Origin of the sequence: Inhella inkyongensis (assembly GCF_005952805.1) — a bacterium.
GTDB lineage: Bacteria > Pseudomonadota > Gammaproteobacteria > Burkholderiales > Burkholderiaceae_C > Inhella > Inhella inkyongensis.
On the sequence record NZ_CP040709.1, the window covers coordinates 973572 to 993338 of the forward strand.

Annotated in this window: 18 protein-coding genes; 16 read left to right on the forward strand and 2 right to left on the reverse strand. The window is 66.7% G+C overall.

Annotation, left to right across the window (positions count from 1 at the left end; translation table 11 throughout):
- Positions 1 to 103 precede the first annotated feature (103 nt).
- From FF090_RS04820 to FF090_RS04855, 8 genes are all read left to right on the forward strand, one after another.
- On the forward strand, positions 104 to 1750 hold the full coding sequence (locus FF090_RS04820) for a response regulator (protein WP_138855645.1): 1647 nt from the start codon (positions 104 to 106) through the stop codon (positions 1748 to 1750).
- Positions 1747 to 2352, forward strand: coding sequence for a sensor histidine kinase (locus tag FF090_RS04825; protein WP_138855646.1), 606 nt, complete (start codon positions 1747 to 1749; stop codon positions 2350 to 2352). Before FF090_RS04820 ends, FF090_RS04825 begins: the two co-directional genes overlap by 4 nt.
- 99 nt (positions 2353 to 2451) lie before the next feature.
- Entirely contained in the window at positions 2452 to 3633 is a 1182-nt protein-coding gene (locus tag FF090_RS04830; RefSeq protein WP_138855647.1) for an acetyl-CoA C-acyltransferase, read from the forward strand.
- 57 nt (positions 3634 to 3690) lie between these two features.
- A complete protein-coding gene (locus FF090_RS04835; protein WP_138855648.1) occupies positions 3691 to 3870 on the forward strand; it encodes a hypothetical protein in 180 nt (59 codons plus the stop codon).
- Positions 3867 to 4709 carry an SPFH domain-containing protein gene (locus FF090_RS04840; RefSeq protein WP_138855649.1) on the forward strand — a complete coding sequence of 281 codons (843 nt, stop codon included), beginning with the start codon at positions 3867 to 3869 and terminating at the stop codon, positions 4707 to 4709. The genes FF090_RS04835 and FF090_RS04840 overlap by 4 nt, the downstream gene beginning before the upstream one ends.
- Before the next feature lie 3 nt (positions 4710 to 4712).
- The gene (locus FF090_RS04845; protein WP_138855650.1) at positions 4713 to 5378 is read left to right on the forward strand and encodes an SDR family oxidoreductase; all 666 of its coding nucleotides are present in this window, start codon (positions 4713 to 4715) and stop codon (positions 5376 to 5378) included.
- Positions 5379 to 5383: 5 nt separating this feature from the next.
- Entirely contained in the window at positions 5384 to 5803 is a 420-nt protein-coding gene (locus FF090_RS04850; protein ID WP_138855651.1) for a DUF6841 family protein, read from the forward strand.
- Positions 5800 to 6933 (forward strand): acyl-CoA dehydrogenase family protein, encoded by a 1134-nt coding sequence (locus tag FF090_RS04855; protein WP_138855652.1) that lies wholly within the window; start codon positions 5800 to 5802, stop codon positions 6931 to 6933. The genes FF090_RS04850 and FF090_RS04855 overlap by 4 nt, the downstream gene beginning before the upstream one ends.
- Here the strand turns inward: FF090_RS04855 and FF090_RS04860 are convergent, their stop codons facing one another.
- Entirely contained in the window at positions 6934 to 8079 is a 1146-nt protein-coding gene (locus FF090_RS04860; RefSeq protein ID WP_138855653.1) for a GGDEF domain-containing protein, read from the reverse strand. It abuts the gene before it with no gap.
- Between the two features lie 149 nt (positions 8080 to 8228).
- Between FF090_RS04860 and FF090_RS04865 the strand changes: the two genes are divergently transcribed.
- The gene (locus FF090_RS04865) at positions 8229 to 8843 is read left to right on the forward strand and encodes a 2-hydroxychromene-2-carboxylate isomerase (protein ID WP_138855654.1); all 615 of its coding nucleotides are present in this window, start codon (positions 8229 to 8231) and stop codon (positions 8841 to 8843) included.
- 2 nt (positions 8844 to 8845) lie between these two features.
- Positions 8846 to 9214, forward strand: coding sequence for a hypothetical protein (locus tag FF090_RS04870; RefSeq protein ID WP_138855655.1), 369 nt, complete (start codon positions 8846 to 8848; stop codon positions 9212 to 9214).
- On the opposite strand, the gene FF090_RS04875 is transcribed toward FF090_RS04870, so the two are convergent.
- The gene (locus tag FF090_RS04875; RefSeq protein WP_138855656.1) at positions 9204 to 12728 is read right to left on the reverse strand and encodes an indolepyruvate ferredoxin oxidoreductase family protein; all 3525 of its coding nucleotides are present in this window, start codon (positions 12726 to 12728) and stop codon (positions 9204 to 9206) included. The genes FF090_RS04870 and FF090_RS04875 overlap by 11 nt on opposite strands.
- A 115-nt stretch (positions 12729 to 12843) precedes the next feature.
- On the opposite strand from FF090_RS04875, the gene FF090_RS04880 reads away from it, so the two are divergent.
- The 6 genes from FF090_RS04880 to FF090_RS04905 all read left to right on the forward strand — a co-directional run bounded on the left by FF090_RS04880 (position 12844) and on the right by FF090_RS04905 (position 19587).
- The gene (locus FF090_RS04880) at positions 12844 to 13314 is read left to right on the forward strand and encodes an Lrp/AsnC family transcriptional regulator (RefSeq protein WP_138855657.1); all 471 of its coding nucleotides are present in this window, start codon (positions 12844 to 12846) and stop codon (positions 13312 to 13314) included.
- 113 nt (positions 13315 to 13427) lie between these two features.
- The gene (locus FF090_RS04885; RefSeq protein ID WP_175423529.1) at positions 13428 to 13907 is read left to right on the forward strand and encodes a protein phosphatase CheZ; all 480 of its coding nucleotides are present in this window, start codon (positions 13428 to 13430) and stop codon (positions 13905 to 13907) included.
- The gene (locus FF090_RS04890) at positions 13907 to 14218 is read left to right on the forward strand and encodes a hypothetical protein (RefSeq protein ID WP_138855659.1); all 312 of its coding nucleotides are present in this window, start codon (positions 13907 to 13909) and stop codon (positions 14216 to 14218) included. The genes FF090_RS04885 and FF090_RS04890 overlap by 1 nt, the downstream gene beginning before the upstream one ends.
- Positions 14215 to 15288 carry an HD domain-containing phosphohydrolase gene (locus FF090_RS04895; RefSeq protein ID WP_138855660.1) on the forward strand — a complete coding sequence of 358 codons (1074 nt, stop codon included), beginning with the start codon at positions 14215 to 14217 and terminating at the stop codon, positions 15286 to 15288. The genes FF090_RS04890 and FF090_RS04895 overlap by 4 nt, the downstream gene beginning before the upstream one ends.
- Positions 15285 to 16439 carry an FIST signal transduction protein gene (locus FF090_RS04900; RefSeq protein WP_138855661.1) on the forward strand — a complete coding sequence of 385 codons (1155 nt, stop codon included), beginning with the start codon at positions 15285 to 15287 and terminating at the stop codon, positions 16437 to 16439. The genes FF090_RS04895 and FF090_RS04900 overlap by 4 nt, the downstream gene beginning before the upstream one ends.
- 4 nt (positions 16440 to 16443) lie before the next feature.
- A complete protein-coding gene (locus FF090_RS04905; protein WP_138855662.1) occupies positions 16444 to 19587 on the forward strand; it encodes a response regulator in 3144 nt (1047 codons plus the stop codon).
- Positions 19588 to 19767: the final 180 nt, after the last annotated feature.

Below are 19767 nucleotides of genomic sequence, written 5' to 3' on the forward strand. Positions count from 1 at the left end.
GAAGCGCGACAAACGCCGGGCGCGCATTGATGAAGGTCAAAGCAGGCAGCCGGCCCAGGCGGCGTAAGCTGCGGGCGCCGCGCGTGTCAGGGAGGGGAGTGCCGTGCGCCTGGAAACGCCCTATACCGAGATCCAGACCTTGGTGATCGACGACATGGCCACGCAGCAGACCACGCTGCGCGGCCAACTGGCCATGCTGGGCATTGCGCACATCGATGCGGCCAGCTCGGCCGAAGACGCGCTGCGCCAGATCCGCGCCAAGCGCTACCAGCTCATCCTGTGCGACTACAACCTGAACGCCAAGACCGACGGTCAGCAGCTGTTTGAGCATCTGCGCGAGGATCGCTTGCTGCCGCTGGATACCCTGTTCTTCATGGTCACGGCCGAGAGCCAGTACAACGCCGTGGCCGCGGCCAGTGAGCAGGTGCCCGATGCCTATCTGCTCAAGCCCATCACGGCGGGGGACATCGAGGACCGGCTCAAGACCCAGCTGGAAGAGCGCCAGGCCCTGCTGCCCATCACGCGCGCCTTGGCGCGCGAAGACTCGGCGGGGGCGATTGCCGCCTGTGATGCGGTGCTGGCCCGCAAGGACCGCTGGTTCATGCAGGCCCTGCAGCACAAGGCGCAGCTGCAGCTGCAGCTGGGGCTGGTGGACGAGGCCCAGGCCCTGTACGAGCAGGCTCTGAGGCAGCGCCCCGGTTTGCTGTGGGCGCAGGTGGGGCTGATGCGCACCTACAAGGCGGCGGGCGCGTTCGAACCCTGCCGCAAACTGGCCCAACAGGTGCTGCACAGCCGCGAGGGCGAGCGCTGCCTGGCGGCCTTCGACCTGCTGGCCCAGGCCCTGGAGGCCCTGGGCGAGGGCGCTGCCGCGGTGGCGGTGCTGCAGCAAGCGGCGCAGGCCGTTCCTTCTGCGCGGCGCCTGCGTCAGCTGGCCGAGGCGGCCTATCGTGAGGGCGATCTGGCCCAGGCCCAGGCCGGCTTTGCCAAGGCCCTCAAGCTCAGCCAGGGTTCGATGATGGGCCAGCCCCAGGACGTGCTGGCGCTGGCGCAGACCCAGCTGGAGCAAGGCCGTCACCAAGAGGCCCTGGACTTGCTGGCCGATGCGCAAAAGCGGGGCGGCAAGGGGCAGTTCGCCGAGTCCTCGGTGTTGGCGCTGCAGGCTCAGGCTTGGGCGGCGCAAGGTCACACCGAGCGAGCGGCGGCGGCGGCCCAGCAGGCCCTGGCGGGCGCCCAGCCGGCCGGCGAGTTCGCGGCCTTCTGCCTGGCCCGCGCCGCCTTGGCCACCGGGCAGACGGATGCCGCCCGTGCACTGCTCAAGCGCCAGCTCTGCGCCGACCACGAGAACGCGCGTGTGCGCCAGATGGTGGGGCGGGTGCTGACCGACGCCGGCCAGTCGGACCAGCTTGAAGCCCTGGTGGCCGAGGCCACGCAAGGGCTCAAGACCCGGCTGTTCGAGGCCAAGCGCCTGCTGCGGGCCGGCCAGCTGGACCCGGCGCTGGAAGCCATCGAGGCCGAATTGGCCGATTACCCCGCCAACACCACGGTCTTGATCGAGTGCGCGCAGATGAACTGCCTATGGCTGCGCATGAACAAAAGCGTGGAGAGTGGCCGGCTGGCGCGGGTGCAGGACTATCTGAACCGCCTGGAGACCCTGCTGCCCGGCCACGAACGCGTGGCGCGCATGCGCCGCTACCTGCGCGACACCCTGGTGGCCCTGCGTTGCGACGAAGCGGGGCAGCCCCTGCCATGAGTCGCGAGCTCACCGGACTGTTGGTGCACGATCTGAAGAACCAGCTCGGGCATCTGGAGGCCGAGCTGGCCGTGCTGGGGCAGCAGGTGCCGGCCGTGGCGGCGGCCCACCAGCATTGCGCCCAGCTGCGCCAGCGCCTGGTGGCCTATCTGACGATCTACGGCGGCGATGAGCGGGGCCTGGTGGCGCAGCTGGAAGATGAATCGCCCGCCGCCTTTCTGGCCAGTCTGGCGCAACTGGCCTCGCGACCCGAAGGGGCGCCCCTGGCGCTGGTGCTGGAGCCGCCGCCCCCGCCGTTTTGGTATTTCGATGCCCGCCTGGTGCGCCTGGCCCTGGAGGCCGCGCTGCACAACGCTTGGCGCTTTGCGCGCACGCAGGTGTGGCTCAGCGCCCAGGCGCAGTCCGGCGGCCTGCTGCTGGTGGTGGAGGATGACGGCGCCGGTTTGGGCGCCAAGGACCCCAGCGCGCAAAGCTCGACCGGCCTCGGCATGGCCCTGTGCGCAGCGGTGGCCCGAGCCCATCGCCGTGAGGCGCTGGTGGGCCGGGTGAGCCTGGTGCCGCGCCCGGGCGGCGGCACCCGGTTCGAGCTGTGGTTGCCCTGATCGGCCGCAAATTTCAGTTTTGCGCAGTGCAGCAATTTGGCGCGCTTCCGCGCCAGAATGGCGGTCTTTCGAGCTTTCCTTTCTGTCAGGAGTCACGCTATGTCTGCCGATCCCATCGTCATCGTTTCCGCGGCCCGCACGCCCATCGGCGGCTTGTTGGGCGACTTCGCCGGCCTGGCTGCCTGGGAGCTGGGGGCGACGGCCATTCAGGCCGCCGTGGAGCGTGCCGGCGTGCCGGGTGACGCCATCGACGAAGTGCTGCTGGGCAACTGCCTGATGGCGGGCCAGGGCCAGGCCCCGGCGCGCCAGGCCCTGCGCCGCGCCGGCCTGCCGGACTCCGCCGGCGCCGTGACGCTTTCCAAGATGTGCGGCTCGGGCATGCGCGCCATGATGTTCGCCCACGACATGCTGGCCGCAGGCAGCGCCAATGTGATGGTGGCCGGCGGCATGGAAAGCATGACCAATGCGCCGCACCTGATGTTCGCGCGCAAGGGCGTGAAGTACGGCATGACGCAGATGTACGACCACATGGCCATCGACGGCCTGGAAGATGCCTACGAGCGCGGCAAGGCCATGGGTGTGTTTGCCGAACAGTGCGTTGACAAGTACGCCTTCAGCCGCGAGCAGATGGACCAGTACGCCATCACCTCGACCCAGCGTGCCAAGGCCGCCAACGAAGACGGCAGCTTTGAATGGGAAATGGCACCCGTCACGCTCAAGTCGCCCAAGGGCGACACCGTGATCAAGTTTGACGAGCAGCCCTTCAAAGCCAAGCTGGACAAGATTCCCGGCCTCAAGCCCGCCTTCAAGAAGGATGGCGCCATCACCGCCGCCACCAGCTCCAGCATCTCGGACGGCGCGGCGGCCCTGGTGATGATGCGCGAGAGCGAGGCGGTGAAGCGCGGCCTCGCTCCCATCGCCCGCATCGTCAGCCACGCCGTGCACGCCCGCGCCCCCGAGTGGTTCACCACCGCGCCGGTGGGCGCCATCGAACTGGCCCTGAAGAAGGCCAACTGGGATGCCAAGAGCGTGAACCTGTGGGAAGTGAACGAGGCCTTCGCCGCCGTGACCCTGGCCGCGATGACCGAGTTCAAGCTGCCGCACGAGATCGTCAACGTGCACGGCGGTGCCGTGGCCTTAGGGCATCCCATCGGCGCCAGCGGCGCGCGCATCGTCGTGACCCTGCTGGGCGCGCTCAAAAAACGCGGCCTCAAGCGCGGCGTGGCGGCTCTGTGCATCGGGGGTGGCGAGGCCACGGCCATGGCGATTGAGATGATTTAATCGGCCCACGCCAATCCTTGGTTCAGGCCCTCTGTCGAGGGCCTGAATTTTTTCGACATGCGCCATCTGCTGATTCTTCTTGTTGCATTGCTGGCCGGTTACGGCCTGTGGCAACTGGCCGGCCGCGCCACCTTCAAGCGCCTGACCCGCCATCTGTTGCGCGTGGCGGCGTTGGCTCTGGTGTTGCTGGCGCTGCTGGTGCTGGCCTATCAAACGACTGCGATCAAACTGCTATGAACTTCCGTACCCCTTTGCTTCTGGCCCTGACCGCAGCGTTGGCCGCTTGCACCCAGATTGATACCGGCAATGTCGGCGTCGAGCGCACCCTGGGCAAGGTCAGCCCCGAGGCCCTGCCGCCGGGCGTCTACTTCTCGCTCTTCAAGACCGTGGACGAGTTCAGCGCCAAGGAAGTGAGCTTCCAGCTCAACGACATGACGCCCAAGAGCCGCGACAACCTGACCATGAAGGACGTCGACATCGACATCTACTTCAAGGTCAACCCGGCCGCCGTGCCCGGTCTCTACACCAAGTACCAGGGGGATGTGGTGCGCCACAAGGACGTGGTGCGCGAGGGTGGCACCAAGGACAAGGTGATCGCCTACAGCCGCGTCTCGCGCGAAGCCCGCGAGGCCGTCTACAAGTCCATCGCCCAGCTCGACGCCACCACCATGCACACCAAGCGCAGTGAGCTGGCCGAACTGGTGCGCAGCGGCCTGCAAAGCGAGCTGGACGCCAACGACAAAGGCGCCTTCGTCATCACGGCGGTGAACGTGCGCAATCTGCTGACCGACCCGGCCATCGAGGCGGCGATCCGCCAGCGCGCCGAGACCGACCAGGCCATCGAGAAGAAGCGCAAGGAAATCGAACTGGCCAAGGCCGAGGCCGAGCGCCTGATCGTCGAGGCCGAAGGCCAGGCCAAGGCCAATCAGATCGTCAGCGCTTCGCTGACCCCGGCGCTGAAGGAAATCAAGCTGGCCGAGCTGCAGCGCGACGCGGCGATTGCCATCGCCAGCAAGCAGGGCAACACCGTGCTGCTCGGTGGCGGCGCCCAACCCTTGATCAACGTTGGGAAGTAAGCCATGAAGGTCTTGGTGATCGGCGCCTCGCGGGGCATTGGCCTGGAATTCGTCAAGCAGTACCGCGCCGAAGGCCACGAGGTCACGGCCACGGCCCGCGACGAGGCGGCGCTGCAGACCCTGAAAGCTTTGGGCGCCAAGGCCTTGCCGCTGGAACTGCTGGATGCCAAAAGCTGCGCCGGCCTGGCCTGGCAGCTCGACGGCCTGCAGTTCGACACGATCTGGCTCAACGCCGGCGTGTTCGGCACCGATGTGGCCGCGCCCAGCGCGCCCACCCAGGCCGAGTTCGACCTGGTGATGCACACCAATGTGCTAGGCCCCATGCGCGTGCTGCCGGCCCTGACCGACTGCCTGGCGCAGAACGCCAAGCTCGCGCTGCTGTCCAGCCGCATGGGCTCGATGGCCCTGCGCACCAGCCCCAACGCCTGGCTTTACCGCGCCAGCAAGGCGGCGGCCAACTCGCTCTTGAAGGATGCCGCCATCGCCTTTGGCGGCCGCGCCAGCTGCGTGGCGTTCCACCCCGGTTGGGTCAAGACCGATATGGGCGGCTCCAGCGCCGACCTGAGCCCGGCCGAAGCCGTGGCCAGCATGCGCGCCGTGCTGGCGCGTGTGGGGCCGCAGGACAACGGCGCGTTCCTGAACTTTGACGGGAAGCTGCTTCCCTGGTGACGGCGATGCAGCTGCACGACATCGAAGCCTTCTTCAAGGCCTATGCCGACGCCTTCAATGATCTGAGCGGCGACGCCGTGGCTGCACATTGGGCCAGCCCCAGCGCCATCGCCAGCGGTGAGGCGGTGACCTGGTGGCCGACGCACGAGCCCATGGCCGACAACATGCGCCGGCTCTGTGCGGTCTACCGCGAGGCCGGCTTCGAGCACTGTCGCTTTGAGGTGCTGCAGGCCACGCCGATGGGGGCCCACGATGCCTTCGCGCTGCTGCGCTGGACCTTGACTCGCCAAGACGGTGCGCTGCTGCAGCGCTTTTCCACCGGCTACCACCTGCACCGCAGTGGTGGCCGCACCAAGGTGCTGCTCTGCACCGCCTTTGATGAAGACCTGGCCGCGATGCGTGCCAACTCAGAGACCCAGCCATGATCCTCTCCGAAGACCACCTCGCCGTTCAGGATGCCGTGCGCGCGTTCGTGCAGGCCGAAATCGCCCCCCACGCTGCAGCCTGGGACAAGACCCACCAATTCCCCGCTGAGCAACTCAAGGGCCTGGCCCAACTGGGCTGCTACGGCGTGGCCGTGCCGCCGGAGTACGACGGCGCGGGCCTGGACTATCTGGCGCTGGCCGTGATCCTCGAAGAGATTGCCGCCGGCGACGGCGGCACCTCCACGGTGGTGAGCGTCAACAACTGCCCGGTTTGCTCCATCCTGATGGCCTTTGCCAACGAGGAGCAGAAGCAGGAGTTCTTGAAGCCCCTGGCGCGCGGCGACATGCTGGGGGCGTTTTGCCTGACCGAACCCCATGTGGGCTCGGAGGCCGGCGGCCTGAAGACCGTGGCGGTCCGTGAGGGCGACGACTACGTGATCAACGGCGTCAAACAGTTCATCACCAGCGGCAAGAACGGGGATGTGGCCATCGTGATGGCGGTGACCGACAAGGCCGCCGGCAAGAAGGGCATCTCGGCCTTCCTGGTGCCCACCAAGACGCCGGGTTACACCGTGGCCCGCATCGAAGAAAAGATGGGCCAGCACAGCAGCGACACGGCTCAGATCCTGTTCGAGAACTGCCGCATCCCGGCGCGCTACCGCCTGGGCGAAGAGGGCCAGGGCCTGAAGATCGCGCTGTCGGGTCTGGAGGGTGGCCGCATTGGCATCGCCTCGCAATCGGTGGGCATGGCGCGTGCTGCACTGGAGGCGGCGATTGCTTATGCCAAGGAGCGCGTGAGCTTTGGCCAGCCGATCTTTCAGCACCAGGCCATCCAGTTCAAGCTGGCCGATATGGCCACCCAGGTCGAGGCGGCGCGTCAGCTGATCTGGCATGCCGCCAGCCTCAAGGACGCCGGCCGCCCCTGTCTGAAGGAAGCGGCGATGGCCAAGCTGTTCGCCAGCGAGATGGCCGAGAAGGTCTGCTCGGCCGCCATCCAGGTGCTTGGCGGCTATGGCTATGTGAACGACTTCCCGGTCGAACGCATCTACCGCGATGTACGCGTGACGCAGATCTACGAGGGCACCAGCGAGGTGCAGAAGATCCTGATCGGGCGCGCGCTGGCGCTCTGATCAAGGGGCCGGGGCGCTGACCACGCGGTCGCGTCCCTCGGTTTTGGCGCGGTAGAGCGCGGCGTCGGCGCGGCGCACCGCCACTTCGGCGTCGCCATCCTCGGCCGCCACCATGGTCAGGCCCAGGCTCAGGGTGACGCCGAGTTGCTCGTCATGGGCCAGCTGGCGCAGGCGCTCGCACAAGGCTTGCGCGGCGGGCTCGGGGGTGTCGGGCAGCAGCAGCAAGAACTCTTCGCCGCCCATGCGCGCCACCAGGTCTTCGCGCCGCAGATGTTTGCGAAACAGCGCGGCGGTGGCGCGCAGCACCGCATCGCCACCGGCGTGGCCCAGGGTGTCGTTGACACGCTTGAAGTGGTCCAGATCCACCATGACCAGGGCCAGCGGATGGCGGCGGCGCAAGTGGCGGTGCCACTGGTTGCGCAGGTACTCGTTCATGGCCCGACGGTTCAGCAATCCTGTGAGCTCGTCGTGCATCGAGGCTTCGCGCAGGCGGGCGGTGAGTCGGTGCGTCAGCACCGCCATGAAGCCGATGGCGAACACCCCGGTGGCCATCAGGTAGCTGTAGAAGATCGCGATGTTGAAGGTGCTGTTCATCTGCAGCTCTTGGGCAAGTGGCCAATGCCAAAGCTGACGGGCGGCCGCGCCCAGGTTGTGCAGCGCAAAGCCCAACATCGGCGCCATCAAGCCCCAGCTGGGCCAGCGGCCGAACTCCGCTCGCAGCGGCTGGCGCAGCACGAAGAAGGCCAGCAGGAGCAACAGGCCCTGACCGCCATAGGCCACCACCACACGCCAAGGGGCGGCGTCCTGGCTGGGGGGCAGCAGCAGCAGGGCCGCAAGGGGCAGCAGCCACAGTGCATTCCATGCCCGCGGGGGGGGAGGGTGACGCAGAAAAATCAAGCAGCCGCGCACCATCAGCAGCATGGCCAAGAGCGTGGCGAGGTTGGCGCCGTTGTAGGCCCACCAACTGCGCTGCGCATCGCGCTGGGACAGCAACCACAGGCCGAGCGCCAGCATCGCCTTGAAGCCGGCCCAGCTCAGGATGGCGGGGCGCTCACTGGGCAGCATGCGCGCGGCGATCAACCAGGCCAGGCCATAGAGCCCCACCTGAAAGGTCACCAATCCGTGAACTTCCGCGCCGATCTGCATGACGAGCTTCGTGCCGAGGGAGTCTGGATCCTGCCATCGCGCCTTGGGCGCCGGCGTGAAATAGGGCCGCTGCGAGAGGCGACCCCCGCAGCCGAGGGGCCTCGGCCCAGAACTCCCACTTTGGTGGCGCCTGTGCGATAAATCGCCTGATGAAACCCGCGATCGATTTCTATTTCGACTTCAGCAGTCCCTATTCCTACATCGCCAGCGAGTGGGTGGGGGCGGTGGCAGCGCGCCACGGGCGGCTGGTGAATTGGCGCGCCATCCTGCTGGGGGCGAGTTTTCAGGTCACGGGCCTGCGCCCGCCGGCCGAGTTCCCGCTCAAGCGGGATTACCTGATGCGGGATGTGGCGCGCTCGGCGGCCTTTGCCGGTGTGCCGCTGCGCATGCCCGAGGCCTTCCCGATAGCGACACAGAACGCCGCCCGGGTGTTTTGGTGGCTGCATGCGCAAGAGCCGCAGCGCGCCGTCGATTGGGCGCGCGCCGCGCTGCGCGCCTACTTCACGCGGGGCGTGAATCTGAGCGAGCCGCAGGCCCTGAAAGCCCTGTGTGCCGAACAGGGCCTGGACGCGCAGGCCGCCGAGGCGGCTTGGAACGACCCGCAGTGGAAGGCGGCGCTGAAGGCCGCCAATGAGGCGGCCATTGCCGTGGGCGTGTTTGGCGCGCCTTATTTCGTGATCGACGGCGAGCCCTTCTGGGGCAATGACCGCCAGGCTCAGATCGAGGCCTGGCTCAACAGCGGCCCGCCGCGTGGCCTGGAGTGACCATGGAAGACCGCGATCCCGCAGCGGAGGCCGGGCCCGTCGTTCCCGCCGAGGTGGCCTGGCTGCTGCCCGGCGCCCTGGTCGGGCCGGCCGAGGTGCTGCCTCGGGTGCAGGCCATTTGTGCGGCCTACCCCGAGCTGTTCCAGGCCATGTTCGTGCTGCTGGCCACCCACCCCAGCCTGCCGCGTGAGATCCTGGCCGCTGTGACCAAGCAGCAGCGCAGCGACATCGACGACCTCAGCCGCGAGGACGTGGTGGGGCTTTACACCGCCATCCTCAATGGCGGCCGCCAGGGCTTTGACGCGGTGCTGCGCGCCCGCCGCAAGAGCGAGCGCGGCAAGGGCGGCGGCTTTTCCTGGGTCAAGGAGTAGCCAGGGCAACCGGCGTGCTGCTGTTCGCGCTGCTGGCGGCGCGGTAACGCGCCAGCATCTCGCCCCACTGCTTCTTCACCGCCTGCACGTTGGCGTGCTTCACGTGGCCGTAGCCGCGGATGCGTTCGGGCAGGCGCGCCAGTTGCACGGCCAGTTCCAGTTTGTCGGTCGAGAGCCCGCGCAGCAACTCATCCACCAACGCCTCGTACTCGCTGATCAGTGCGCGCTCCATGCGGCGCTCAGCCGTGTAGCCAAACACGTCGAGGGCGCCGCCGCGCAGACCCTTGAAGCGCGCTAGCACGCGCAGTCCCTTCCACATCCAGCCGCCGAACTGCAGCTTCTTGACGCGCCCGTCGCTGCCGGGCTTGGCCAGCAGCGGCGGCGCCATGTGGAAGCTCAAGGACTCCCAGTTCTCGAACTGGTTCTTCAGCGCCGCTTCGAATTGACCGTCGGTGTAGAGGCGCGCCACCTCGTACTCGTCCTTGTAGGCCATCAGCTTGGCAAAGTAGCGCGCCACGGCCTTGGTCAGGCGCTCGGGCTTGCCGGCCGCGCCCAGGCGGCCTTCGGCCTGGCGCACGCGCTGCACCAGGGCCGCGTAGCGTTCGGCATAGGCGCTGTCCTGGTAGGCCGTGAGCAGGGCCGTGCGGCGCGCAATCAGGCCTTGCTCGCCATCCAGCTTGTCGCTGAAGAAGTTCAGCTGCACGGCCGTCTCACCGCCCAGGCGCGCCAGTGCGGCCGGAGCGCCATAGGCCAGACGGCCCAGGGCAAAGGCGGTCTTGTTGGACTCGACGGCCACGTTGTTGAGCTCGATGGCGCGTTCAAGCGCGGCCAGCGAGACCGGCACCAGGCCGGCCTGCCAGGCCGCGCCCAGCATCACGATGTTGCTGGGCATGGTGTCGCCCAGGAGCTTTTGGGCGATCGATTGGGCGTCGATGGTCTTGAGCCGGTCGGCCTGCCCGCCACTGGCGAACTTCATCTTCTCCAGCAGCTCATGGGCGTGCAGAGTGGCGTCGGGGTTGCGCACGAAAGCGGCGGTGGGCAGCTCGTGGGTGTTGGCCAGGATCACGGTGCGGCCGGCCTTCACCGTCTGCAGTGCGTCGTTGCTGGCGCCCACCACCAGATCGCAGGCCAGCAGCACATCGGCCTGCTGGGTGTCGATGCGCACCTGGTTGAGTTGGCTGGGCTCGGGTGCCACGCGCACGAAGCTCAGCACCGCGCCGCCCTTTTGCGCGAAGCCCATGAAGTCCAGCACCGAGGCGCTCTTCTTTTCCAGGTGCGCGGCCATGGTGATCAAGGCGCCTACGGTCACCACGCCGGTGCCGCCCACGCCGGTCACCAGCATGTCAAAGGGGCCGCTCCAGTTCCAAGCCGGCGGCTCGCCCACGGCGGCGATCTCGCGCGCCAGATCACTGGCGTTGAAGGCCGCCCCCTGGCGCTTCTTCAGACTGCCGCCGTGCACCGAGACAAAGCTGGGGCAAAAGCCATTGACGCAGCTGAAGTCCTTGTTGCAGCTGGTCTGCTCGATGGCGCGCTTGCGGCCCAGATCGGTCTCGACCGGCACCACTGAGAGGCAGTTGCTGGCCTGGCCGCAGTCCCCACATCCTTCGCACACGGACTCATTGATGAAGAGACGGCGCGGCGGATCGACGAACTCCTTCTTCTTGCGGCGGCGGCGTTTTTCGGCGGCGCAGGTCTGGTCGTAGATCAGAGCGGTCACGCCCTTCACCTCACGCAGCTCGCGCTGCACGGCGTCGAGTTCGCTGCGGTCGTGGAAGGTGGTGCCAGGAGGGAAGAGGGCGCGCTGGTCGTCGTATTTGTCGATCTCGTCGCTGACGATGGCCAGGCGCTTGACGCCCTCGGCCTCGATCTGGCGCGCGATCTGCGGGACGCTGGTGGAGCCGTCCACCGGCTGGCCGCCGGTCATGGCCACCGCGTCGTTGTAGAGGATCTTGTAGGTCAGCGTGGCCTTGGCGGCGATGGCCTGGCGGATGGCCAGATAGCCCGAGTGGTAGTAGGTGCCGTCGCCCAGGTTCTGGAACACATGGGGGGCACGGGTGAAGCGCTGCTGCGCCACCCAGTCCACGCCCTCGGCGCCCATCTGCACCAGGCCCGAGGTCTCACGCTCCATCCAGTTGGCCATGAAATGGCAGCCGATGCCCGCCAGCGCGCGCGAGCCTTCGGGCAGTTTGGTGGAACTGTTGTGCGGGCAGCCCGAGCAGAAGTAGGGCAGGCGGCGCGTGGCGTCTGCGGCGTTGGAGAGCAGCTTGGGCGCGGTGAAGTCCACCACGCGGTCGCGGCGGTCCAGTGCGGGCGAGAGGCGCGCCAGCCACTCAGCCACCACGCCCATCATGCGGCTGGGGCGCAGCTCGCCCACGTCGGACAGCAGTGCGTGGCCGGCGGCATCGGTCTTGCCCACCACTGCCGGGCGGCGGCTGTCGGGCCAGTGGAACAGCAGTTCCTTGAGTTGGCGCTCCACCACTGGCGCCTTCTCTTCGATCACCAGCAGATCGCTCAGGCCCTCGCAGAAGGCGGCCAAGCCTTCGGTCTCCAGGGGGTAGACAAGGCCGACCTTGTAGACCCGCACGCCGGCCTGGGCGAGTTGTTCGACGCTGATGTCCAGTCGGCGCAGCACCTCCAGGAAGTCGTAGTGCGCCTTGCCCACCGTCACGATGCCCAGCCGCGCCTGCGGGCTGGCCACCACCAGGCGGTCCAGCGGGTTGGCGCGCGCAAAGGCCTTCACGGCATTGAGCTTGTGCGTCAGGCGCGACTCCAGCTCCAGCGAAGGCAGGTCCACCAGGCGGATGTGCAGGTTCACCGGGCTCTGGAAGTCGGCTGGCGGCGTGAAGTGGGTCTTCACCGTGTCCAGGTCCACCGTCATGCCGGATTCAACCACCTCGGAGATGGCCTTGAAGCCCACCCAGGCGCCCGAGAAGCGCGAGGCGGCCCAGCCCCACAGGCCGAACTCCAGGTACTCGGCCACGTTGCCGGGGTGGATGACGGGCATGGACCAGGCCTGCAGTGCCAGATCGCTCTGGTGCGGGGTGCTGGAGCTGACGCAGCCATGGTCGTCGCCACACACCACCAGCACGCCACCCTGCGCACTGCTGCCGTACACATGGCCGTGCTTGAGCGCATCGCCCGCGCGGTCCACGCCCGGGCCCTTGCCATACCAGAGCGCGAACACACCGTCTACGGTGCGCTCGGGGTCCAACGCGGCGCGCTGGGTGCCCAGGCAGGCGGTGCCGGCCAGGTCCTCGTTGATGGCGGGCAGGAATTCCACCTTCGCCTTTTCGAGGAATTTCTTGGCCTTCCACATCTGCTGGTCCACCATGCCCAAGGGCGAGCCGCGGTAGCCGGACACAAAGCCGGCGGTGTTCAGCCCGGCCGCCTCGTCCACCTTCTTTTGCATCAGGGGCAAGCGCACCAGGGCCTGGGTGCCGGTGAGGAAGACGGCGCCGTTGTCAGCGGCCAGGTTGTCCGAGAGTTGGTAGGGGCGCAGCGTGGGTTCGGACATGGTGTGGGTGATCGAAATAGAGCGCGCGATTTTTAGGGAGATGACCCGGGGAGTGTTTGCGAACGCATCACAGATTCGCGCTCTTTTGAGTGAATTGCACTCCAAAATTGAGCCTATGGAAAACGAACGTTTCGATCGCGCCACCTGCCAGATCCTGGAAGCTTTGCAATCCGATGCCCGCCTGTCCAACCAAGCCCTGGCCGAGAAGGTGGGTCTCTCGGCCACGCCGGTGTGGCGACGCGTCAAGGAACTGGAAGAGAGCGGTGTCATCCGCCGCCAGGTGGTGCTGGTGGACCGCGAAAAGCTCGGTCTGTCGATCTGCGTGCTGGCCAATGTGTCCTTGGTGCGGCACAGCGAGGGGGCGGTCGAGCAGTTCGAGGCCTTGGTCCGCGCCAGCCGCGAGATCATCGAATGCCATGGCATCACGGGCGAGGCCGACTACGTGATCAAGGTCGTGGTGCCCGATATGAAGGCCTACGACCAATTCCTTCAGGGCAAGGTCTTCAAGGTGCCGGGTGTGGCCAGTGTGCGCAGCAATGTGGTGCTGCGTGAGGTCAAGTACGAAACCGCGTTGCCGGTGCGCTGAGCCGGCAGCTTGGGGTCGGCTTCTGAGGGAATCTGCGGTGTGCGAAAACCCGTTGCGCGGCGCTAGCATGGCTGGGCCGAGGCTGACCCCCAGCCTTTGGGATGGAGCGCGAAATGGGAGAGCCGAGTCCTGCACTGGCGACCGAGGCGGTCGCTGCCATCCAAAAGGCGGTCGAAGAACTGCCGGACGCCTGTGAGCGCCTGCGTTATGTGAAAGACATGACGCAAAAGGCCGCCAACAAGGTTTTTGACCTGAGCGACGCGACCAAGGCCGATGCCGAGCAGCTGCTGGCGCTCGCGGCCCAGGCTCCGCCCGACTTGCAAGCTGCCTTGCGAGCCCTGGCGGAGCGCCAGCAGGCCTTGGCCACCGAGCTGATGATGTCGCAGGACTTCCAGGACCTCTCGGGTCAGGTCATCAACAAGGTGATCAATCTGATGCTCAGCGTGGAGCGGCCGATGGAGCAGGTGCTGGATCACGCGGGCAAGGTGGCCGGCGCCCAGCCCGAGTCCGAGGAACTGGCGGGGGTGCAAACGCCCGACAAGGCGCTCAAGCAAGACGACGTCGACGATCTCTTGGCCTCCCTGGGCTTCTGATGCGCGCGCCCAGTCGTCTCTTTGTGTGGTTCTCTGCGCACCCGCTGTGCAGTTTCATCGCCCTGCTGTTGGGCTTTGTGCTGTTTGGCGCGGTCACCTTGGATCTGATTCGGGTGCTGAATCAAAACCTGCGCTTTCTGGCCGAGCATGGCTGGGACGCGGTGCGTGAAGCCGGGCTGTGGCAATTGTTCGTTCTCTTGCTGCAGTCAGCCCTGGGCCTGGTGGGTTATCTGGTGTTCAAGTTCAACGAGCATGTGCTGGTTCAGCGCCTGGCCTTTAGCGGGCCGCTGCCTTCGGGAGGGTCGAAGTGAACATCGTCATCGTGGATGACAACCTGGTGAATGTGGCGCTGCTGCGCGGCTTGGTGCGGCAGATCGAGGGCGCCCAGAGCGTGGAATTCACCGATCCGCGCGCCGGTCTGGAGCATGTGCTGCGGACCGATGTCGACCTGCTGATCGTCGACTATCAAATGCCGGAGCTGGATGGCCTGGACTTTGTGCGCATCTTGCGCAGCGACACCAGCAAACAGGATTTGCCTGTCCTGATGGTGACGGCCGATCACGAGATGGAGCTGCGCCACCGCGCGCTGCAACTGGGGGCCAACGACTTCTTGACCAAGCCGGTGGATCGGGTGGAGTTCCAGGCGCGCACCCGCAACATGCTCGCGCTGCGGCGCTCGCAGCGGGCCCTGTCGGAGCGCGCGGTCAGCCTGGCCACCGAGGTGGCGCTCGCCACCGACGCCATCGTGGCGCGCGAGCTTGACACCATCTTGCGCCTGAGCAAAGCGGCCGAGTACCGCGACCCAGAGACCGGCGCCCATGTGATGCGCATGGCGCATTACGCGCGGCTGATCGCCCTCCAGCTGGGTCTGCCCGAGGCCGAGCAGGAGCTGCTGCTGCACGCCGCACCGATGCACGACATCGGCAAGGTCGGCACACCGGACCACATCCTGCTCAAACCCGGCCGGCTTTCGCCCGAGGAGTTGGTCATCATGCGCCAGCACGCCCGCATCGGGCATGACATCCTGGCCGACAGCGCCAGTCCGTATTTGCAGGCGGCGGCCATGATTGCCTTGCACCATCACGAGCGCTGGGATGGCCAAGGCTACCCGCTGGGATTGGCAGGCGAAGCCATCTCGCTGTGGGGCCGCATCGTCGCTGTGGCTGATGTGTTTGATGCGCTGAGTTCGGAGCGCCCCTACAAGGCGGCCTGGACCCTGGAAGCCGCGCGTGATTTCCTGCTGGAGCATGCCGGCGCCCACTTTGATCCCCGTTGTGTCCAGGCCTTTGTGGAGGCATGGGATCAGGTCTTGGAAGTGCGCCAGCGCTTCCAGGACGAACCACCCCCACCTGCTGAATCCACCCTGATGGAGCTGCTATGAAAGTCACCCAAATCACCTTGGACCACTGCCCAGAGCCCGCCGAGCTGGCGCCGTTGGCAGCCTTGCAGCCGCAGCTGGTGCTGGCCTTTGGTGCGGTGGCGCGCTTTCGGGATGCCGCCTTGTTGGGGAATTTGAAGGCCGCTCTGGGTGAGGCCACCTTGGCCGGTTGCACCACGGCGGGCGAGATTGGCAATGAGGGGGTCAGCGATGGCAGCTTGGTGCTGACCGCACTTCACTTTGAAAACCCGGCGCTGCGGTTGGCCTGCACCGACCTGGCCGGGATGGATGACTCGCAGGCCGCTGGCGCGCGCTTGGCTGCGCAGCTGAGCGCGCCGCTGGGCGGCATGGCGTTGCGCCAGGTGCTGGTGTTGGGGCAGGGGGTGGCCATCAATGGCAGCGCCTTGATCGAAGGTTTGCGCTCGGGGTTGCCTGCGGAAGTGAGCATCTCGGGCGGGCTCGCTGGCGATGGTGGCGCCTTCACGCAGAGCTACACCTTGAGCAACGCGGCGGTGTCGGATCGGCAGCTGGTGGCGCTGGGCTTCTACCACCCGCGCACCGTGGTGCGGCATGGCAGCTTTCATGGCTGGCAGCCCTTCGGTCCCGCGCGCCGGGTCACCCGCAGTGAGGGCAATGTGCTGTTTGAGCTGGACGGCGAGCCGGCGCTGGCGGTCTACAAGAAGTATCTGGGCGAGTACGCCAGCGGATTGCCCGGCACTGGCCTGCTCTTTCCCTTTGAGATGCTGGGCCAGGACCATCAGGCGGTGGGTCTGATCCGCACCATCCTGGGCGTGGACGAGGTGCAGGGCAGTCTGGTGCTGGCCGGCGACATCGTGCCGGATGGTTATCTGCGCCTGATGCACGCGTCCACGGATTCGCTGGTCGATGGTGCAGAAGCCGCCGCGCAGGCCCTGTTCGCGGGCGGGGGCGTGGATGGGGAGAAGCTGGCCCTGTTGGTGTCCTGTGTGGGCCGCAAGCTGGTGATGGGTGCACGGGTGGACGAGGAAGTCGAGGCCGTCGTGGATGTGATGGGTGCGCAGGCCCAGGTCACGGGCTTTTATTCGAATGGCGAGATCAGCCCCAATCTGGAGGGGCTGACCTGTCATTTGCACAACCAGACCATGACCATCACCCTGCTGGCGGAGCAGGGCTGATTCAGTGTTTGACAACAAGCTGCTGGCGCGTCAGCTCAAGCGTGGGCTGGGGCTGGAGGGTCCGGACGCGCTGGCGGCCTTGACGCAGGCCCTGGCCGCCAGCCCCGACGCGACCGTGCAGCAGCTCGCGGAGCGCCTGCCCCGGTTTTTTTCCATGGTGGGCGAGGCCTATGCGCAGAGTGAGCGCGACCTGACCCTGCGCACGCGCAGTCTGGAACTCTCCAGCGCCGAGCTCAGCGGCGTGAATGAGCGGCTGCGGCAGGAGTCCGCCGCGCAGCGCGAAGTGCTGGAAGCCTTGCGGGGCACCAGCAATGAACTGCTGGCCCGTGCCGGGAGGCCCCTGCTGGCGCAAGGGACTTCGGACCTGCTGGGGCTGTCCAGCTTGATTTCTGATCTCGTGGATGAGCGCGAGCGAGCCCAGCACATGCTGGCCGCCAACGAGGAACGCTTCCGCAGCTTGTTGGCCAATTTGCCAGGCTGCGTCTACCGTGCCACGGCCCAGGACACGCCGCGCCTGCTTTACCTGTCCGAAGGGGTGGCGACCTTGACCGGCTACCCGATGGCGGACTTCATGGAGGGCCGGCGCCGGCTCACCAGCCTGATTCATCCCGATGATTTGGCGGCAGCCACGGCCGAGCTGTTGGAAGCGGTGGAGCAGCGCCGACCCTATGCGCAGGAGTACCGCATCGTGCGGGCCGACGGCAGCATCCGGTGGGTCCAGGGGCGCGGCCAGGCCGTGCGCAGCCCCACCGGCAAGCCGATCTATCTGGACGGTTTCATCCTGGATGCGCATGAGGCCAAGCTGACTCAGCAGGAGGTGCAGCGCGCCCGCACCCAGTTGGTGGATGCCATCGAAGCCCTGGACGTGGGCTTTGCGATGTACGACGAGCAAGAGCGGGTGGTGATTTGCAACAGCCGCTACAAGCAGTTTTATCCCGGCGTGGCCGATCACATGGTGCCGGGCGCCCCGTACGAGGGCATGTTGCGCCGCTATGCCGCCATGCAGTTTGGTGAAGGCCTGGCGACCGAGGATTTTGTGCGCGAGCGATTGCAGGCTTTCCGGGCCGGGCAAGGGGTGGGCGAGGCACAAGTGGGCTCGGTTTGGCTGCGCATGGACGACAGCCGCACACCGCAGGGCATGACGGTGAGCTTGCGCACCGACATCACGGCCATGAAGCGCCTGATGCTGGAGCTGACCGAGGCCAAGAATGCTGCCGAGGATGCGCTGCGCATCAAGAGCGACTTCCTGGCCAATATGAGCCACGAAATTCGCACACCCATGAACGGCATCATCGGCATGACCGAGATGGCGCTCGACACCGAGTTGCCCGCCGAGCCGCGCGAGTACCTGCAACTGGTGAAGAGTTCGGCCGATGCCCTGCTGGTGATCGTCAACGACATCCTTGACTTCTCCAAGCTCGAGGCCGGCAAGATGCAGATCGAGCGCATCGACTTCGATCTGCCGCGACTGATGGCCGAAACGCTGCGCCCCATCGCCCTGACGGCACAAGACAAGGGGCTGGCGCTGAACTTCCGCATCGCGCCGCAACTGCCCAATTTGGTCAAAGGGGACCCCGGCCGGCTGCGTCAGTTGCTGACCAACCTGGTTGGCAATGCGGTCAAGTTCACGGCTCAGGGTGAAGTCGATGTGGACGTGCAACCCGAGCCCGGCGGATTGCTGCACTTCTCCATTCGGGACACTGGGATCGGCATTGCGCACGACCAGTTGGATTCGGTGTTTGGGGCCTTCTCTCAGGCCGACACCTCGACCACCCGCAAGTACGGTGGCACCGGCCTGGGCCTGAGCATCTGTTCGCGCCTGGTGGCCTTGATGCATGGACGCATCTGGGTCGAGAGCGTGCTGGGTGAAGGCTCGACCTTTCATTTCACGGCCGATTTGGGCGTTCAGCCCGTTGAGCGCGAGGCCCATCCGGAGTTGCGCGGCAAGCGTGTGTTGTTGGCTGAAGGCAATGAGACCGCTCGGGCCTGGAACGCCGAGCTATTGCAAGCCTGGGGCATGGCAGTGCATCCGGTCGGTGACGGCGTGCAGGCCGAGATCGCGCTGGCCCAGCAGCCCTTTGACCTGGTATTGGCCGATGCCGACCTACCCTTGATGGATGGGCGGGCGCTGGCGGGTTCGTTGGCTTCGCGGCCGCAGTTGCTGGCCCGCACCCTTTTGATGGTTCGGGCGGCGGATCAGCGCCAGATTGCGGGCGAATGCCAACGCCTGGGCGTGCCGGGTTGGGTGCCGACCCCGGCTTCGCCCTCGGAGCTGTTCGACGCCACAGTTCAGCTGCTGCACGGTGAAGCCGTGAAACCGCGTGCGCTGCGCAGTGCTGGGAGCCGCCTGGCGCAAGCCGGCCTGCGCAGCCTGCGCATCCTGCTGGCCGAGGACAACGCCGTGAACCAGACCCTGGCCCTGCGCCTGCTGGCCAAGATGGGGCACCGGGTGGAGTTGGCCGTCAATGGCCTGGAGGCGGTGCGCCTGAGCCAGGAGCAGCCCTTTGACCTGATCCTGATGGACATGCAGATGCCGGAACTGGGGGGGGTGGAGGCCACTCAGCGCATCCGTGCCCGCGAGGCGGCGGCCAGCAGTGGCCAGCACATTCCCATCGTGGCCATGACCGCCAATGTGATGGAGGGGTATCGCGAGCGCTGCTTGGATGCCGGCATGGATGGCTATGTTTCCAAGCCGATCCAGACCGAGTTCCTGATGCTGGAGATGCAACGGGTGCTGTCTGAATTTCCAGTTGCGGCCGCATCGCCAGCATCGACTGCCTTGCAGTCTGTCAACCCCGGCACCGTGGCGGACGGCAGGCGCAGCACCGATGGTGTTGACTGGGATCGTGCCGAGGCCCTTGAGCGTCTGGGCGGCGATCAAGAGCTACTGGAGGAGTTGTGGAGCATGCTGCTGACCGACGCCCCAGAGCGGCGGGCTGAGATGGCGCAGGCCTTGGCGGCGAAGGATGCGGCCGCCCTGGCGCGTGCAGCCCACAGCTTGGCCGGCTCGGCGGCCAATCTGTCGGCCCATCGACTCAGCCGTTTGGCGCGTCGCATTGAAGCTGCGGCCAAGTTGGGTGATCTGGGCGAAATGCCCGCCCTGTTGAGCGCGCTGGATGAGGCGCTGGCGCAATTGGCGGCCTTGTGAGGGGCCCGTTGGGCGGGTCTTTTTCGCCACAAACTGTTGCGAAAAAGACCCGAAACAGCCCTGACGAACCCGCAGTGTGCAGAAGCTGTCACCCCAGCGTCACCGACTCCATCAACAATTCGACCGTTTGGAAAATTTTCCCTCCGGCCACCGGACCCTCAGCTCCCGCAGCGCAGACGC

Excerpts from the sequence above, each read along its gene's own strand:
- FF090_RS04875 (WP_138855656.1), bottom strand. The coding sequence starts at position 12,728 with ATGTCCGAACCCACGCTGCGCCCCTACCAACTCTCGGACAACCTGGCC.
- FF090_RS04835 (WP_138855648.1), top strand. The coding sequence starts at position 3,691 with ATGCGCCATCTGCTGATTCTTCTTGTTGCATTGCTGGCCGGTTACGGC.
- FF090_RS04880 (WP_138855657.1), top strand. The coding sequence starts at position 12,844 with ATGGAAAACGAACGTTTCGATCGCGCCACCTGCCAGATCCTGGAAGCT.
- FF090_RS04850 (WP_138855651.1), top strand. The coding sequence starts at position 5,384 with ATGCAGCTGCACGACATCGAAGCCTTCTTCAAGGCCTATGCCGACGCC.
- FF090_RS04890 (WP_138855659.1), top strand. The coding sequence starts at position 13,907 with ATGCGCGCGCCCAGTCGTCTCTTTGTGTGGTTCTCTGCGCACCCGCTG.
- FF090_RS04840 (WP_138855649.1), top strand. The coding sequence starts at position 3,867 with ATGAACTTCCGTACCCCTTTGCTTCTGGCCCTGACCGCAGCGTTGGCC.
- FF090_RS04860 (WP_138855653.1), bottom strand. The coding sequence starts at position 8,079 with ATGCAGATCGGCGCGGAAGTTCACGGATTGGTGACCTTTCAGGTGGGG.
- FF090_RS04825 (WP_138855646.1), top strand. The coding sequence starts at position 1,747 with ATGAGTCGCGAGCTCACCGGACTGTTGGTGCACGATCTGAAGAACCAG.
- FF090_RS04830 (WP_138855647.1), top strand. The coding sequence starts at position 2,452 with ATGTCTGCCGATCCCATCGTCATCGTTTCCGCGGCCCGCACGCCCATC.
- FF090_RS04865 (WP_138855654.1), top strand. The coding sequence starts at position 8,229 with ATGAAACCCGCGATCGATTTCTATTTCGACTTCAGCAGTCCCTATTCC.
- FF090_RS04845 (WP_138855650.1), top strand. The coding sequence starts at position 4,713 with ATGAAGGTCTTGGTGATCGGCGCCTCGCGGGGCATTGGCCTGGAATTC.
- FF090_RS04855 (WP_138855652.1), top strand. The coding sequence starts at position 5,800 with ATGATCCTCTCCGAAGACCACCTCGCCGTTCAGGATGCCGTGCGCGCG.
- FF090_RS04870 (WP_138855655.1), top strand. The coding sequence starts at position 8,846 with ATGGAAGACCGCGATCCCGCAGCGGAGGCCGGGCCCGTCGTTCCCGCC.
- FF090_RS04885 (WP_175423529.1), top strand. The coding sequence starts at position 13,428 with ATGGGAGAGCCGAGTCCTGCACTGGCGACCGAGGCGGTCGCTGCCATC.
- FF090_RS04900 (WP_138855661.1), top strand. The coding sequence starts at position 15,285 with ATGAAAGTCACCCAAATCACCTTGGACCACTGCCCAGAGCCCGCCGAG.